At 53.7% G+C, this 15041-nt stretch carries 13 protein-coding genes and 1 pseudogene; 8 read left to right on the forward strand and 6 right to left on the reverse strand.

Annotated elements, in window-relative coordinates; genetic code table 11:
• The first annotated feature begins 87 nt into the window (after positions 1-87).
• Complete coding sequence (locus RJ38_RS13930) at positions 88-747, forward strand: hypothetical protein (RefSeq protein WP_052245404.1); 660 nt, start codon at positions 88-90, stop codon at positions 745-747.
• Positions 748-779: 32 nt separating this feature from the next.
• Here the strand turns inward: RJ38_RS13930 and RJ38_RS13935 are convergent, their stop codons facing one another.
• Both RJ38_RS13935 and RJ38_RS13940 read right to left on the reverse strand, forming a co-directional pair.
• On the reverse strand, positions 780-986 hold the full coding sequence (locus tag RJ38_RS13935) for a SlyX family protein (RefSeq protein WP_039019500.1): 207 nt from the start codon (positions 984-986) through the stop codon (positions 780-782).
• Positions 987-1004: 18 nt separating this feature from the next.
• Entirely contained in the window at positions 1005-1796 is a 792-nt protein-coding gene (locus RJ38_RS13940; RefSeq protein WP_052245405.1) for a phenylalanine 4-monooxygenase, read from the reverse strand.
• 109 nt (positions 1797-1905) lie between these two features.
• Between RJ38_RS13940 and RJ38_RS13945 the strand changes: the two genes are divergently transcribed.
• The 4 genes from RJ38_RS13945 (at position 1906) to hisG (ending at position 5737) form a co-directional block, all read left to right on the forward strand.
• The gene (locus RJ38_RS13945; RefSeq protein ID WP_039019501.1) at positions 1906-2364 is read left to right on the forward strand and encodes an Lrp/AsnC family transcriptional regulator; all 459 of its coding nucleotides are present in this window, start codon (positions 1906-1908) and stop codon (positions 2362-2364) included.
• 93 nt (positions 2365-2457) lie between these two features.
• Positions 2458-3945, forward strand: coding sequence for a histidine--tRNA ligase (hisS, locus tag RJ38_RS13950; RefSeq protein WP_039019502.1), 1488 nt, complete (start codon positions 2458-2460; stop codon positions 3943-3945).
• Positions 3942-5048, forward strand: a complete 1107-nt coding sequence (locus tag RJ38_RS13955) for an ATP phosphoribosyltransferase regulatory subunit (protein ID WP_039019503.1) — start codon at positions 3942-3944, stop codon at positions 5046-5048. The genes hisS and RJ38_RS13955 overlap by 4 nt, the downstream gene beginning before the upstream one ends.
• Entirely contained in the window at positions 5045-5737 is a 693-nt protein-coding gene (gene hisG, locus RJ38_RS13960) for an ATP phosphoribosyltransferase (RefSeq protein ID WP_039019504.1), read from the forward strand. The genes RJ38_RS13955 and hisG overlap by 4 nt, the downstream gene beginning before the upstream one ends.
• Positions 5738-5777: 40 nt before the next feature.
• Here the strand turns inward: hisG and RJ38_RS13965 are convergent, their stop codons facing one another.
• Positions 5778-6206 (reverse strand): DUF1489 family protein, encoded by a 429-nt coding sequence (locus RJ38_RS13965; protein ID WP_039019505.1) that lies wholly within the window; start codon positions 6204-6206, stop codon positions 5778-5780.
• Positions 6207-6348: 142 nt separating this feature from the next.
• On the opposite strand from RJ38_RS13965, the gene RJ38_RS13970 reads away from it, so the two are divergent.
• The 3 genes and pseudogenes from RJ38_RS13970 to RJ38_RS18580 all read left to right on the forward strand — a co-directional run.
• Positions 6349-8613: an adenosylcobalamin-dependent ribonucleoside-diphosphate reductase gene (locus RJ38_RS13970; RefSeq protein WP_039019506.1), complete on the forward strand. Its 2265-nt coding sequence runs from the start codon at positions 6349-6351 to the stop codon at positions 8611-8613.
• A gap of 314 nt (positions 8614-8927) precedes the next feature.
• Positions 8928-10190 (forward strand): AAA family ATPase, encoded by a 1263-nt coding sequence (locus tag RJ38_RS13975; protein WP_082005757.1) that lies wholly within the window; start codon positions 8928-8930, stop codon positions 10188-10190.
• A gap of 582 nt (positions 10191-10772) precedes the next feature.
• Positions 10773-10904 (forward strand): annotated as a pseudogene (locus RJ38_RS18580) (IS30 family transposase); the annotation flags it as partial.
• Positions 10905-10919: 15 nt separating this feature from the next.
• On the opposite strand, the gene tcuB reads toward RJ38_RS18580, so the two are convergent.
• Genes tcuB through RJ38_RS13995 form a run of 3 tightly spaced genes read right to left on the reverse strand, consistent with a single transcriptional unit; the run spans position 10920 to position 15025 of the window.
• Positions 10920-11993, reverse strand: a complete 1074-nt coding sequence (gene tcuB, locus RJ38_RS13985) for a tricarballylate utilization 4Fe-4S protein TcuB (protein ID WP_039019508.1) — start codon at positions 11991-11993, stop codon at positions 10920-10922.
• Positions 11983-13365 carry an FAD-dependent tricarballylate dehydrogenase TcuA gene (tcuA, locus tag RJ38_RS13990; protein ID WP_039019509.1) on the reverse strand — a complete coding sequence of 461 codons (1383 nt, stop codon included), beginning with the start codon at positions 13363-13365 and terminating at the stop codon, positions 11983-11985. Before tcuA ends, tcuB begins: the two co-directional genes overlap by 11 nt.
• On the reverse strand, positions 13355-15025 hold the full coding sequence (locus RJ38_RS13995) for a thiamine pyrophosphate-binding protein (RefSeq protein ID WP_039019510.1): 1671 nt from the start codon (positions 15023-15025) through the stop codon (positions 13355-13357). The genes tcuA and RJ38_RS13995 overlap by 11 nt, the downstream gene beginning before the upstream one ends.
• Between the last annotated feature and the right edge of the window lie 16 nt (positions 15026-15041).

Consider the following 15041-nt stretch of genomic DNA (forward strand, 5'->3'; position numbering starts at 1 on the left):
GTAACCCTGGACAAATGTCGACAATTTGGCATAAAACCCACTGGTCCTGCCTGTTGGCGGCACATTGGGATATGAGGGATTCTGATTATGACGTTTCGGCCGATCTATTTTGGCGTGATGCTCGCGGCTGTACTTCTGTCCGGCTGCCAGACCATGTTGGACGATGGTTCCGGTGTTTCACGCGGGGTTGCGCTTAGCAGCACCCCATCTGGTGGCATGTCTTTGGTGTCAGGTAATGCGAATTCTGAAATTACACGTTTTTCCCAAACCTCCCGACGCAATACGCCCGTCGAAGAACATGGGATGACGCGTGTTTGCGGGACCACTGCATCACAACGTGGGGAAGAAGTGGACCGCGCCCCCGGTCAAGGTGTGCGCCTCTTTGATACCAATCCAAACAGCAGCGCCCCACGCGATTTCTACCTGACGGGTTTTGATGATGGATGTGCGCGTAAATTTACGGCAGCACTTGCCTTGCTTGGCGCGCCCGAAGTGCATGAAGCTGTGCGGTACGACAATATGTTGCGCAGCCGCAATTGGAGCGACGTTGATAACGCCTATGAGCGCTATAAGAATCGCACTTGTGGTGTGTCCAAGGGTGAACATTGCCCCGAAGACCGTTTGAGGCGTCTCAACCGCAATCTTGCATTCCTGACGGTTTATGATCGTTTTGGGTATTCCGGTGCACGCAGCGAGCTGCTGATCTGGAAAGGGGATGTGGTTGCCCGGGAAGTTGTCGCAAACTAAAGCCCCGGACGGTTTTGGCCGGGCGCGTTATGTCACCAATGTGGCGGCCGTTCATCTGTCATCATAGCGGTGCCGCCTGCATCAAGCTCTCGCCCTGCTTCGCGTTCCATCAACATTTCTGAACGGCGTGTTAAAATCGCCAATTCGCGTTCTTGGCGGACGACGATATCAGACAGTTCTTCCACCGCGCGGGTGAGATGGGCAATCTGTTCTTCAAGATGTAGTGTTTTATCAGACATGCCCACGGCATAAGGGGTTCAGGGCGCGGGGTCAAACAGAGGTGGTAGATCACCTTCAAGTTTGGCGGCATCAATCATCGCGGCAAGATCGTTGTCTAGCGATCTGGTCAGTGTCTCAAAGCTATCAATCGCGAAATATATCGGCTGCACGATATCAATTCGATAAGGTGTGCGCAGCACCTCCATCAGGTCAAAATCGCGAATTTCAGCCCGACCGCTCAGCGCGTTCTCAACCTCGGCAGGTGATGATGCAATGCCCGCTCCGAACCCACGTGGCCCATCTTTGGTGTGGATCATGCCGAATTCAATCGTGAACCAAAACAGCCGAAACATATGCCAACTGTACCCTTTCCCTAGGGTGAGGGCGCGTTTGCCAAAGGCTTCGATGAAATCGCAATAGGCGCGATCTGTCAAAAGGGGGCAATGGCCAAAAACTTCGTGAAATAAATCGGGTTCCTCAATGTAGTCGATATCCTCGCGACGGCGCAGGAAGGTGGCCACCGGGAATTTACGTTCCGACAATAGGGTGAAAAATCGGGTTGGTGGGATGATTGCGGGCACGCCTTCAACCCCGGCGCCTGTCAGTCGCTGCAATCGTGTGTTTATGTCAACAACTTGGGGTACTTGATCGCTGATCAGCCCCAAAGCGGATATGCCGTCAAAATAGCTGTCGACCATTTTGCCTTTCAGTCCCGCAACTTGGCGGTCGAATAGGTCTTTCCACACGTCGTGGTTTTCTTGCGAATAGGGATAGCGGCCATGGATGTCAGCGCTGAGCGACGTGTATTCCTGTTTGTTTAGATCAAGCATGGCGTATCTCCCTTTTGATCTAGAATAGGGACTTCGCTTGACAACATTCTTTCAGAATGGCCCAAGCTTTGATAGTATTTGACTGAAATTTACCAATTTGGGCGGTAATATGGAATTATCTCATCAACAAAAGGCCTTATTGCGGGAAATTCAGCATGATTCATCGTTGTCCGTGGCAGAGTTGGCCGAACGTACGGGGACGGCCCAAAGCACCGCTTGGCGACGCCTTCAGGAATTTGACGCAAGTGGCGTTGTTCGGGGGCGTGTTGTGCTTTTGGATCCGGATAAAGTGGATGCCGGATTCTGTGTGTTTGCCAACATCACGCTTGCTGACCATTCTGAACAAGCCATCGCTGGGTTTGATTCCCTTGTCAAAAACCATCCTGAAATTCAGGAGTGCCATAAGCTGACGGGCAGTGCTGATTATATCCTGAAAATTCGCACAAAAGACGTCGCGGCTTATGAGGATTTCATGACGCGAAATTTGCTGCGAAGCGCCTACGTGGGTGCGGTTGCGTCATCGGTTTCCCTGAAACAGCTTAAATCGACAACTGAACTGCCGCTTTAAGCCGCAGTTCGCGCCGTAAAACACCTGTCACCTTGCCCCAAAGGCGCACGCGGGTTACAGGTGCGCGTGAATTATGATCCAAAGGTAAGACCAATGGCCAAAGTTAAGAAATCTCCACGTCCCAAGGCAGAAACCCCCAAAGGCTTCCGCGACTATTTTGGACATGAGGTGCACGAGCGCAAAGCGATGCTCGATGCAATTGGTTCTGTGTATCATACCTATGGTTTTGAGGCGCTGGAAAGCTCTGCTGTGGAAACTGTCGAAGCGCTGGGCAAGTTCCTTCCCGATGTGGATCGTCCCAATGAAGGTGTCTTCGCTTGGCAGGAATATGAAGACGATGGCAATGGTGATTGGATGGCGTTGCGCTATGATCTGACGGCCCCTTTGGCGCGTGTCTATGCGCAACACCGCAATGATTTGCCCGCGCCTTATCGCCGTTTTGCGATGGGGCCTGTCTGGCGCAATGAAAAACCAGGCCCTGGCCGTTTCCGCCAATTCTATCAATGCGATGCGGACACTGTTGGCGCGCCGTCTGTGGCGGCTGATGCTGAAATCTGCGCGATGCTTGCGGATGTGCTGGAAAAAGTTGGCATTGCGCGCGGTGATTATATTGTGCGTGTGAACAACCGCAAAGTGTTGAACGGCGTCCTTGAATTGATGGGCTTGTCAGATGACGCGCAACGCAATGACGTTCTGCGCACCATTGATAAGTTCGACAAAGTGGGTGAATCCGGTGTGCGTGAACTGCTGACCGAGGGGCGTAAAGATGCTTCTGGTGCTTTCATCGACGGTGTTGGTCTTGAGGCGGCACAAGCCGAACCGGTGATCGCGTTTTTGACATCCAAAGGTGGCAGCATTGATGCGACGTTAACCAATTTGGCAGCAGCCGTTGGCGAATCCGCTGTGGGTGCTGAAGGCGTGGCCGAGCTGCGTCAAATTGCAGACCTGCTGAAAGCTCAAGGCTATGGCTCGGATCAGGTGGATATTGATCCATCCGTTGTGCGTGGTCTTGGCTATTACACCGGCCCGGTTTTTGAAGCGGAACTGACCTTTGACATCCAAGATGAAAAAGGCCGCACGCGCCAGTTTGGTTCTGTTGCTGGTGGTGGTCGCTATGATGATCTGGTGAAACGTTTCACCGGCCAAGCCGTGCCTGCGACGGGTGTTTCCATTGGTGTTGATCGCCTGCTTGCAGCGCTTCGCATGAAAGGTCGCGCGGCATCAGCCGGCCCCGGTCCTGTGGTTGTGACTGTGATGGATCGCGATCGTATGGCGGATTATCAGGCGATGGTGTCTGATCTGCGCCAGGCGGGTATTCGTGCCGAAGTCTATCTAGGCAACCCAAAAAACTTTGGTAACCAATTGAAATACGCGGATAAACGTCAATCTCCTGTTGCGGTTATCCAAGGTGGTGACGAAGCGGAACGTGACGTTGTACAGATCAAGGACTTGGTTCTTGGTGCAAAAATTGCCGAAAGCGCGACATTGGAAGAATGGAAAGCCCAGCCTGCTCAACGCGAAATTCCCCGCGCTGATTTGGTCGCTGAGGTACGTAAAATCCTTGAAGGAACCGCCGGATGAGCTGCAACAGTGAAATGTTTCTGCGCCAAGCGGCCGAAGCGGCCCGTCTGCGGTCTTTCTTTGAAATGTCCGGCGCACAACTGGTTGAAGCAGACATGTTGCAACCGGCTGAGGTCCTTTTGGACCTTTACGGCGAAGACATCCGGGCCCGCGCTTATGTGACGTCTGACCCCTTGCGGGGGGAGCTGATGTTGCGCCCGGATTTCACCGTGCCCGTGGTGCAGATGCATATGAACCATGGTGCCGAACCTGCGCGCTATACCTATTCTGGTAAGGTTTTTCGACGCCAAGAAGAAGACCTTGGTCGCGCCAGTGAATATTTGCAGGTTGGCTATGAGGTTTTTGATCGTGATGACCCTGCCGGCGCAGATGCCGAGGTATTTGCACTGTTTAACGGGGTACTGCGCGGCAAGGGTTTGACGGCTGTGACCGGTGACATGGGCATTTTGCGTGCCGCGATTTCGGGCCTGTCCACATCGGATCGGCGCAAGGCTGCGCTGGAACGTCATATCTGGCGGCCGCGAAAATTCCGTAGCCTTTTGGATCGCTATTCCAACCGGACGCCTCTGCCTGCTGTGCGTGTCAAACTGTTGGAACTCATGGATACTAATTCTGTTGATGTTTTGCTTGAAAATGCCGGGGCTCAGGTTGGCTTGCGTCGCGAAGCTGACGTGCGGGCCCGCCTTGAGGTGATCAAAGCGGATGCCCAGGAACAACCGATTTCGCGTTCCGAAGCCGAGATGTTGGAAGAAATCCTGACCTTGCGTGCCCCTGCGCCACAAGCGCTCAGCACCTTGCGTGATATCGCTGTTGATCTGCCCAAAGTGAACGGCGCGATTGAAGGCTTTGAAACACGTCTGAATGCTATGGCCCAACGTGGTATTGATGTGGCAAATCTTGATTTTGACGCAAGTCACGGGCGCAGTTCGATGGAATATTATGATGGCTTTGTGTTCAGTTTTCTCAAGCCTGGCCAGCCACCTGTTGCCACCGGTGGGCGCTATGATGCTTTGACCAAAGTTCTGGGTCAGGGGCGGTCTATCCCCGCTGTTGGCGGCGTGATCCGCCCTGATCTGTTGATAAATGCGGAGAGCGCGCAATGACCCTGAAACTTGGTGTGCCGTCCAAAGGGCGATTGATGGAAAAAACCTTTGCTTGGTTTGGCAAGCATGGGATCGAATTGTCGCGCAGCGGGTCTGATCGCGAATATGCAGGGGCTGTCACAGGCGTTGAAGACGTGGAACTTGTTCTGTTGTCCGCCAGTGAAATCCCGCGTGAATTGTCAGCCGGGCGCATTCACTTGGGCGTCACCGGCACAGACCTTGTGCGCGAGAAATTGGCAGCTTGGGAAAGCCAAGTTGAAGAACTTGCACCAATGGGGTTTGGTCAGGCGGATCTTATCATCGCGGTGCCGAAATTCTGGGTTGATGTGGAATCACTTGAGGACCTGGATGCAGCCGCCGCCGCGTTTCGGACCGAACATGGTTTCCGTCTGCGCATTGCCACGAAATACCACCGCTTGATTCGTGAGTTTCTGCGCGAGCATGGTGTTGCGGATTATCAGCTGGTCGACAGCCAAGGTGCGACCGAAGGGGCCGTAAAAAACGAAACCGCCGAAGCCATCGCCGATATCACATCAACCGGTGAAACATTGCGTGCAAATCACCTTAAGATCTTGCCCGACGGTCTTGTGCATCGGTCACAAGCCACGCTGTTGCGATCGCGCAAAGCCTGTTGGAAGAACGGCGAGAAAGATATTTTAAAAACCCTGACCGCTGCCTTAAAGCTGTAATGGGTTAAGGCAGCCTAGGTTGTGCCGGGCATGGGCCGTTTTAGCGCAACCCAATGTCGGCCAATGCAGTTGCCAGTTCCGCTGGCAGCGTGTCATCTGAGGCGCGCGATTTTGGCAAATCAACGGGGGCGTCTTCGCCCTTGAGATAACGCCATCCCTGAAAAGCGCGGCGTGGGGCAGGGGCGGTCTCGATGATTTCCGGGGCCATGATAATTCCGCAACGCCTGATTCCATCGGCACCAATAATTTCGTCAAAACGAAGAATCGTCTGGCGCGCTTGAACGACGCCCTTTATGACCCAGTACAGCGACCCACCGGCAAGAATCTCGGCTTCGCGCTTCGGCCACATCCGCGTCACATGGCGCGTCGGGCTATGATCATTTGGTCCGTTATGGGCCGCGCGGGATTCGCGCAAATGATCGACAGAATCGATTCCAACGCATAATTTAAGGATATGTAGCTGGGCCATAAATCGCCTATATATGGTGTAAGTGTGTTGCGCAATGTCTATATTTTGATTTTTCGAGCGAAAAATAATTGACGCCTTCGCAGAGCACAGTTTATGCAGGCCACCAGAATTAACACCATTTACCGATGTCAGGAAGCCGCCGATGAGCCGTTTTGCCGCCCCTATTGCCGAACAGATTTGGGATATGAAATATCGCTTAAAAGAAGCGGATGGCACAGCGATCGACGCGACCGTTGAAGACAGCTGGCGTCGTATTGCACGTTCACTTGCAGCCGTTGAAACAGACAGCAAATCTTGGGAAAAAAAGTTTTACGCAGCTTTGGAAGATTTCAAATTCTTGCCTGCTGGACGTATTGCTGCGGGCGCAGGCACCGGTCGCGCCGTGACCCTGTTCAACTGCTTTGTGATGGGCACTGTTCCAGACAGCATGGGCGGCATTTTCGACAATCTCAAAGAAGCCGCATTGACCATGCAGCAAGGTGGCGGAATCGGTTATGATTTCAGCACAATTCGCCCCCGCGGTGCAGATGTAAAAGGCGTTGCTGCCGATGCCTCTGGTCCGTTGTCTTTCATGGACGTGTGGGACGCAATGTGCCGCACGATTATGTCTGCGGGTTCACGTCGTGGCGCGATGATGGCAACCATGCGCTGTGACCACCCTGACATTGAACATTTCATTACGGCGAAATCTGACGCAGCCCGCCTGCGCATGTTTAACCTGTCCGTTTTGATCACCGATGATTTCATGGAAGCGGTGAAAGCCGACGGCCCATGGGAGCTGAAATTCGACGGCAAGATTTACCACACATTGAACGCGCGTGATCTGTGGAACCAGATCATGCAATCAACTTACAGCCAGGCTGAGCCAGGCGTAATTTTCATTGACCGTATCAACGCGATGAACAACTTGAACTATTGCGAAGATATTGCATCGACCAACCCATGTGGCGAGCAGCCTTTGCCGCCTTATGGCGCGTGTTTGCTGGGTTCTATTAACCTTGCACGCCTGGTTGCCAACCCGTTTGAAACAGGTGCGGATCTGGATGAGGAACAGCTGAGTGAGTTGGTCGCGACCGCTGTGCGCATGATGGACAACGTTGTGGATGCGTCTCGTTTCCCACTTGAAGCTCAAGCGCGTGAGGCCGCTGCGAAACGTCGTATTGGCCTAGGCGTAACTGGCCTTGCGGATGCGTTGCTGATGACTGGCCTGGAATATGGCACTGAGGAAGCGGCGCGTCAGACGGAAAGCTGGATGAAACGTATCGCGCGCGCCGCCTATCTGGCGTCAGTGGAACTTGCCAAGGAAAAAGGCGCGTTCCCATTGTTTGAAGCTGATAAATATTTGGCCTCTGGCAATATGATGCAGATGGATGATGACGTGCGCGCCGCGATTGCTGAAAACGGTATTCGCAACGCCTTGCTGACCTCAATCGCGCCAACGGGCACGATCAGCCTATATGCGGGCAACGTTAGTTCTGGGATCGAACCTGTGTTTGCATATGCTTATAATCGCAAGGTTTTGCAGAAAGACGGGTCGCGAACCGAAGAAGAAGTCGTTGATTACGCAGTGCAAATGTGGCGCGATAAGTTTGGTGATAAAGAATTGCCCAGCTATTTCGTGAACGCACAGACCCTTGCACCTGCAGCCCATGTGCGCATGCAAGCCGCGGCGCAAAAATGGATCGATAGCTCCATTTCGAAAACCATCAACTGCCCCGAAGACATCAACTTTGATGACTTTAAGGAAGTGTACATGCAGGCGTGGGACAGTGGCTGTAAGGGCTGCACAACCTACCGCCCCAACGATGTAACTGGTTCTGTTTTGTCTGTGTCCGAGACCAGCGAGAAGGCTCCAGCAGTTGATGCGGGTGCGGATGTTGTCTACATTTCCGAACCGCTTGATCGTCCGCAATCCTTGGAAGGCCATACTTACAAGCTGAAATGGCCTGATTCAGAACACGCGATTTACCTGACCGTGAATGATCTGTTGGTTGGTGGTCAGCGTCGCCCATTTGAGGTGTTCATCAATTCCAAGAACATGGAACATTACGCTTGGACCGTTGCCTTGACGCGGATGATCTCTGCCGTATTCCGCCGTGGCGGTGACGTGAGCTTTGTGGTCGAAGAGCTGAAAGCAGTCTTCGACCCACGTGGCGGCGCCTGGATGCAGGGCAAATACGTGCCATCAATTCTGGCGGCTATTGGCGGCGTGATTGAAACGCACCTGATCAGTACAGGTTTTATCGCGGGTGAAGGTATGGGTTTGAAATCAGACCCCCAAGCAGAAGTCGTACAAATCGGCGGAGCCCCACGTGGCAAAGCATGTCCATCCTGTGGTCAATTCGATTTGCAAATGGTTGAAGGCTGCATGACCTGTCGCAGCTGTGGCCACAGTAAGTGTGGCTGACCGGCGTCTGGTTAAAAGGCAGATGTAACGGCCCCCATATAAGTGCCTTTTTTGGCCGTTCTGGCTGCCAGTGGGCTCCATAACTTTGCCTTTTTCCTGTAAGGCATTGAAAACATTGAATAGGAAATGCCGGCCCTTTTTGGGGTCGGCATTTTTTTGGAGAGGTGGTCTGAGGGGCTAAACCTTGACTGAACCCTGAAGTCTTCTCATTAAATGTTCCACAGGTTCCGGAACCTTTCATATTCATCAGCCGCCCCCATCAGGGTCGTGGCCATGCGCCGGGCAGACTTGCCTGGCTTTGAAAGGATTCTGTTTTGACTCGTTCCACCACTCTGATCCCCGTCAGCCCCATCAGGTTTATTGGTGAACTACCAAGCGTTTACGTCATTGAAAATCGCCTGCAGATGTTCCTGCGGACACTGCGGGCGTTAAAGCAGGACAACAACCTGACGGCCGTGAAGCTCAACCCCCATAAAATTCCGAACTGGCGCGAGTTGATCGAAAAGCCTGACCGGCTCAAGATTGAACGCCGGGCTTTGCGCTATCTGGAGCTGCTGGGAAATAAATCCGGCATGGCCCATCTGAACTCTGATGCGAAAGCCAAATTGGCCCCATTGCGCGGCGGCCTGCCAGTGTCGCGGATTGAAACGGAACATGAGGCTGATGAGATCGCTGCGGCCCTGCATGCTGAGATGCCCTGGATGGCGCGCGCAACCGAAGAGGTCTGGCATGGTCTGCGCGCCTCGGCCCGGGAGGGTTTACCGGGATTGCGGTTCAATCCGCTGGTTCTGGTTGGCCCGCCCGGCATCGGCAAAAGCCATTGGACGCGGCGCCTGGCGCACCATCTGGTGGTGCCTACCACCACGCTTGAAGCCACGGGGGAGCCGGGATCCTTTGCCCTGGTCGGAACGCAGAAAGGCTGGGGCAGTGCTTCACCAGGAAAGCTGGTGCAGACGGTCTTGTCCGAGCAGCACGCCGGGCCACTTGTGATCATCGATGAGGTGGAAAAAGCAGGAGAGGTGACATCAACGAAAGGATCGCGCCACACGTTGACAGATGCGCTGTTGCCCTTGCTGGAGCGTATGACGGCGCAGGCCTGGGAATGCCCGTATTTCCAGATCAGGTTTGACATGTCCTGGGCGAATTGGGTGATGACCGCGAACAGTCGAAATGGCTTGCCATCGCCGCTGCAAAGTCGATGTGTTGTGCTGGATCTGCCTGGCCTGTTGCCGGTTGATGAAGCCGTCCTGCCACCAAGCAAAACGGAAGCTGCACCATTGCTCGGTGTTACCCCCTACGCTTTGGATGCGATGATTGACAATCGGAACGCATCGCCGCTCATTCGCGCGATCACAGATGATGGGCCGGGGCCAACAAAGGTACGTATTGAGAAGTCAGAGATCATCAGATTTAAGAAAGATTTCGTGACGCTGGGCGATTTGAAGAAGCTCTTCAGTCAACATCACACTGCTGTTCTAAAAAGATTACAGCAGGCTGGCGTCCCCCCCGTTCGAGATCCTAAAAAGCTGAAAGTATATCTATACCGAAGATCGGAGGCCCTGGCCGTTTTCTCCTAAGCTCAACATATATCTTAAACACAGCCGCGTTTTTCGCGGCTTTTTTTTGTGTGCGCGCCACAGGGCAGTTGCAATGTTTTGCTGGTTGAAATTGCAAAGTAGTTGGCGTTTTCGACCGAAGCGTTGGACGAACCCCCTTATTTTATTGGGATTGTTTTGGTCGAGTTGCAAACTGTTTCTGGTTTTCACAGTGTGGCGTGTCATGCGACATGACCTAAACGTCTCAATAGGTCATTTTGGCTGATGATAAGGAAAGACGGCTCCGGATCTTGTCCGGGGCTGTTTGCATTTTTGGTTGAGCCGAATACCAGTGGACGTCAGGCAAGGCAGCCGTCTGAGATTGTTCTTGCCAGCGTGATTGTTCCGAACTTAAGGTGTATTCACCGATCCGCTCGGGAGGGTTTGCCGGGGTTGCGGTTCAATCCGCTGGTTCTGGTCGGGCCGCCCGGGATTGGCAAAAGCCATTGGGCGCGGCGCCTGGCACAGCATCTGGCTGTGCCTGCCACGAAGATTGAAGCCACGGGAGAGCAGGGGTCATTCTCGCTGGTGGGAACGCAGAAAGGCTGGAGCACGGCTTCACGCGACATCCGAGGAATGACGGATCGAGACATGAAGCAGATCAGTGACCGACTGAACCACACACCCCGAAAGTGTCTCGGGTGGAAGACCCCAGCTGAGGTCTTCCGCGAGAAAATGGTGGAGGAAATGCAATGACACCCTACTCTCAACCTAACGAGAGTCGTTATTCACCTTTCGTTCATCCTGCAAAAGCGCAGCCAAGCGGTAAAACCCATGTGCCATCTTGGAAAATGGCATGAGTAAAAAGAGCGTCAGAACTGTGCCCAAGTGGACCGCCAAAAGCATCGGAACCAAGACCGTTCCTGTGACGGCATATAACAGCAACCCTGTCACCGCGACGGCACACAGCAACAAGACAAACGCCATTTCGCCTCCCCACACACGCCCATCCCCAAGTTTCCGGTCAGCTTTGGTTTTCAACCAAGCCAGTTTAATCGTGCCAAACGTCAACATAATTCCACCCGTCACTCCAAACAGTTTTGGCGCGCTGATCAACGAATAAGGGGCCTTTATGTCAAAGCCATAGTGCAAGATCGTACCGGACGACGTGGCCATAAAGCACAACAAAAAGCCCCACATCGTCAGTTGGTGACCGATTTTACGTAGCTTCGTGAAACGATCTTCGTCCTCAAAGTTACAGCCTTCGCCATGCCCGCCAGACAGGTTTTTCATGCGACCGACATTTGCAAATGCGGATTTTACGGCCGCCACAGTCAATCGACCCCCACCTACAAACTGCCAATAGCGACGTAAGCTGATCGCGATACTAACCAAAGGCAACAGGAAGGCCGGGGCGAACACGGCAACCATCATCGAATGGGACAATGTGGCATAAAACCCGTCACCATTGGCAGGCATAACGAGACGAGACAGGCCAAAAAATAGGCTGAAGCACAGAACGATCAACATCGTGATTGCCACTCCGGATTTGTGAAAGACTTTTCCAAACTGCGGCGGCCATGCGAAATCTTGCCAACTGTCTTGTCGCACTTCTGCCAAAACCTTTGGTAAATTCAGTGCAAATTCATGAGGTTCTGTGTATTGGCAGGCGTAATAACACCCACGACAATTGTGACAAAGATTGGCAAGCTGGGTGATATCCCCATCCGCAAATGCTTTTTGTCGCGTGATCGCCGGGAACACCGCACAATAGCCCTCGCAATAGCGACAGGCGTTGCAAATTTCAATCTGACGGCGGGCTTCTTGGATGGTGTCAGCGGACATAATCTGCGGCCTCTCTGCCGGCAATGCGGCCAAAAACTGTTCCTATGGTCATGCCAAATCCGGCCAAATACCCTTGCCCCAAAATGGATCCCGCCATGGTTTCTCCCGCTGCCCAAAGGTTGCGAATTGCACCGTTGGGGCCTTGAACTTGGGCGGTCTCATCCACCTTGAAACCAAGGTAGGTAAAGGTCACGCCGGGGCGTAATTCATAGGCGTAAAACGGACCGTCCTCAATCGGACGAGCCCAGTTGGTTTTCGGTGGGTTAAGCGCATCCGTTGTCACGCCATCCAATTCGGTTGGATGGAATTCACCAGGCTGACAGGCAGCGTTGAAATCAGCGACGGTTCTCTCTAAGGTACTGACGTCAAGGCCAAGTTTCGTGGCCAATTCACCAATGTTATCCGCTGTGATCGGTGGGAAAACAGACGGCATGAATAGATCTTTCGACTTACGGTCAATGATTGAATACGCGACCTGATCATCTTGCGCGGCAACCAAACGTCCCCAAATCGCATATCGCTTTGGCCAGACATCTTCGCCTTCATTATAGAACCGTTTGGCATGCTTATTCACCACCACAGAAAACGGTACGCAATCCAAGCGCGTGACAATTCCACCATCGAATTTTGGCGCACGCCCATCAATCGCAACCGCATGACATTGGGTCGGGTCCCCGATAGATTGCACGCCTTGATCCAACAGATCAAACAAGACATCACCGCGATTATAGGGCGTACCACGGATCAGAAAATTCTCAGCCTCAGGGCCCCAAGCCGCGACAAGGCGTTCAATATTTGCCTGAAATCCACCTGAAGCGACCACGACAGCTTTGGGCGAAAGCGTCAGGTTTTCACCCTGATATGTGTAATCCACACGGGTGATTTTGTCCTGTGTCAGTTCCAGATGGGTCACAGGTGCATCGTATAAAACCTGTGCGCCGAGACGTTCAGCAGTGCGGTAATAAGCGTTCACCAAGGCTTTGCCCCCGCCTAGGAAAAACGCGTTGGTGCGCGACAAAGACAGGGTGCCAGACAGAGATGGTTGAAACCGCACACCGTGGGCTTCCATCCAAGGTTGGCTATCTTGGCTGCCCCTGATCGCTAGGCGCGCAAGGGTTTCATCGGTGTTCCCCTTGGTTACGCGCAGCAGATCGTCGTAATATTCATCCTCGCCGTAGCTGCCCGTCAGAACCGAAAGCGGCCCATCATGCATGCAGCGGAAATTGCGGGTGTGGCGTGAATTGCCACCGCGGTAATCCTTTGGTGCGCCTTCCAAAATCAGAACACGCACACCCGCATGCGCCGCCGTTATAGCCGCACAAAGGGCGGCGTTCCCGCCCCCTACAATCACAAGATCAGGTTCATTTTTCATTGGTTTTGAACAAATCTTTCCGCAAGGTCATCAAGGCTTTGGGGTCGATTTTCGCCTGAATGATCGTCGTCTCATTGCTGTTGATTGCGGCTGTCAGTGCAGGGCCTAATTCACCCGGCCCATTCACCCAAATCCCCTTGCCACCACAGAGTTCTGAGAATTTGTCATAGCGTGGCGATTGGATTTCAGCGCCCAGCAAACGCCCGCCGTAAAATTCTTGCTGATAGGCTTTTTCTGCGCCCCAAGCCTCGTTATCAAGCACCACAACAACAATCGGCAGATTGTGTTGAATGGCTGTCTGAATTTCGATCATTGTATATCCAACGGCCCCATCCCCCATCATCGCCACAACCGGGCGATCAGGGGCGGCGGCCTTGGCACCAATCGCCGCTGCAAGGCCAAAGCCAACCAACCCAAAATCAAGCGGCGTGATCAGCGACAGTGGTTCGTAATGTGCCAAACGATCCGCACCTTGCAGGCAGGTATTGCCTGTATCAAGCGTCACAATCGCGTTTTCGGGCAGGGCGTCTCGCATTTCAGCCAGGGCGCGTCGCGGGTGCATGGGCAGGGTCGCGATTTGCGCTTCCACTTCACGTTCCGCCTTTAATGACACCATATCCGCCTTAAACGCCTGACGCCAAGCATCTGCATTTGGCCGCGTGGCCTTGTCTGTAATCGCCTCGGCCGTCAGGCGCGCATCCGCTTGCACTGCGATCTCTGCCGGGAAGTAACGCCCAACCGCAGACCCTTCGATATCCACATGAGCAATCCGTATGTCTGCACCCACATAATCATTGCTATGGAAGGTTGAGTTAAACCCAAGACGCGCGCCCAGAACAACCATCACGTCGGCTTCTTTTGTCAAACGACTTGCCACACGGTTGCCACGCGGCCCGGCCTGCCCCGCGAACCAAGGATGGCCATGACGCATCACATCGGCGTGCCCGGTGGAGGCCACAATCGGCACCTCAAGTTTTTCCGCAAGGGCCGTCAACGCATTACGCCCTTTGCCCCACTTGAAACCACCGCCCGCAAAGATGACCGGACGCTTCGCTTGAGAGAGCAGAGTCGCGATTGCATCCACATCTTCCGGCGCCGCAGGGCCGGGGCGGGCGATGTTCACGGGTTTTGCGTCATTAGCGGCGACCATGTCTGAAAACAGATCGCGTGGCACATGCAAAACCACCGGGCCTTTGCGCCCAGAATTGGCCAAACGGATCGCGTCTTCCAACATCGGGGCCAAGCGTTCCGCATCCGTACATAAAATAGATTTCTTACAGATCGGGGCAAACAACGCGACCTGATCTACTTCTTGGAAGGTGTCCTTGGCGTGGTCACAGCGGCTGATGGCACCCGCGATGACAACCAATGGCGAATAGGCCAAATGCGCTTCGGCCACGGCGGTCACGATGTTCACAACACCTGGTCCCGCCTGTGCGCCCAAAACCACACCCGGTTTGCCCGTCATACGTGCCCAAGCATCCGCCATATGGCCCGCCGCACGTTCATCGCGCGCCCCCACATATGAGATCGCGCCATCATGATACATCGCATCATAAAGTTCCAACATGGACCCGCCCAAAAGCCCAAAAACAGTGTCTATTCCGTTGGCTTTCAACACATTGTAAGCGGCTTCACCGCCGGTGATTTGATCAGACATCAGATGTGCCCCTTAT

Source organism: Halocynthiibacter namhaensis, from assembly GCF_000812685.1.
GTDB classification, from domain to species: domain Bacteria; phylum Pseudomonadota; class Alphaproteobacteria; order Rhodobacterales; family Rhodobacteraceae; genus Halocynthiibacter; species Halocynthiibacter namhaensis.

Excerpts from the sequence above, each read along its gene's own strand:
- hisS (WP_039019502.1), top strand. The coding sequence starts at position 2,458 with ATGGCCAAAGTTAAGAAATCTCCACGTCCCAAGGCAGAAACCCCCAAA.
- RJ38_RS13995 (WP_039019510.1), bottom strand. The coding sequence starts at position 15,025 with ATGTCTGATCAAATCACCGGCGGTGAAGCCGCTTACAATGTGTTGAAA.
- RJ38_RS13935 (WP_039019500.1), bottom strand. The coding sequence starts at position 986 with ATGTCTGATAAAACACTACATCTTGAAGAACAGATTGCCCATCTCACC.
- tcuA (WP_039019509.1), bottom strand. The coding sequence starts at position 13,365 with ATGAAAAATGAACCTGATCTTGTGATTGTAGGGGGCGGGAACGCCGCC.
- RJ38_RS13930 (WP_052245404.1), top strand. The coding sequence starts at position 88 with ATGACGTTTCGGCCGATCTATTTTGGCGTGATGCTCGCGGCTGTACTT.
- RJ38_RS13955 (WP_039019503.1), top strand. The coding sequence starts at position 3,942 with ATGAGCTGCAACAGTGAAATGTTTCTGCGCCAAGCGGCCGAAGCGGCC.
- RJ38_RS13940 (WP_052245405.1), bottom strand. The coding sequence starts at position 1,796 with ATGCTTGATCTAAACAAACAGGAATACACGTCGCTCAGCGCTGACATC.
- hisG (WP_039019504.1), top strand. The coding sequence starts at position 5,045 with ATGACCCTGAAACTTGGTGTGCCGTCCAAAGGGCGATTGATGGAAAAA.
- tcuB (WP_039019508.1), bottom strand. The coding sequence starts at position 11,993 with ATGTCCGCTGACACCATCCAAGAAGCCCGCCGTCAGATTGAAATTTGC.
- RJ38_RS13970 (WP_039019506.1), top strand. The coding sequence starts at position 6,349 with ATGAGCCGTTTTGCCGCCCCTATTGCCGAACAGATTTGGGATATGAAA.
- RJ38_RS13945 (WP_039019501.1), top strand. The coding sequence starts at position 1,906 with ATGGAATTATCTCATCAACAAAAGGCCTTATTGCGGGAAATTCAGCAT.
- RJ38_RS13965 (WP_039019505.1), bottom strand. The coding sequence starts at position 6,206 with ATGGCCCAGCTACATATCCTTAAATTATGCGTTGGAATCGATTCTGTC.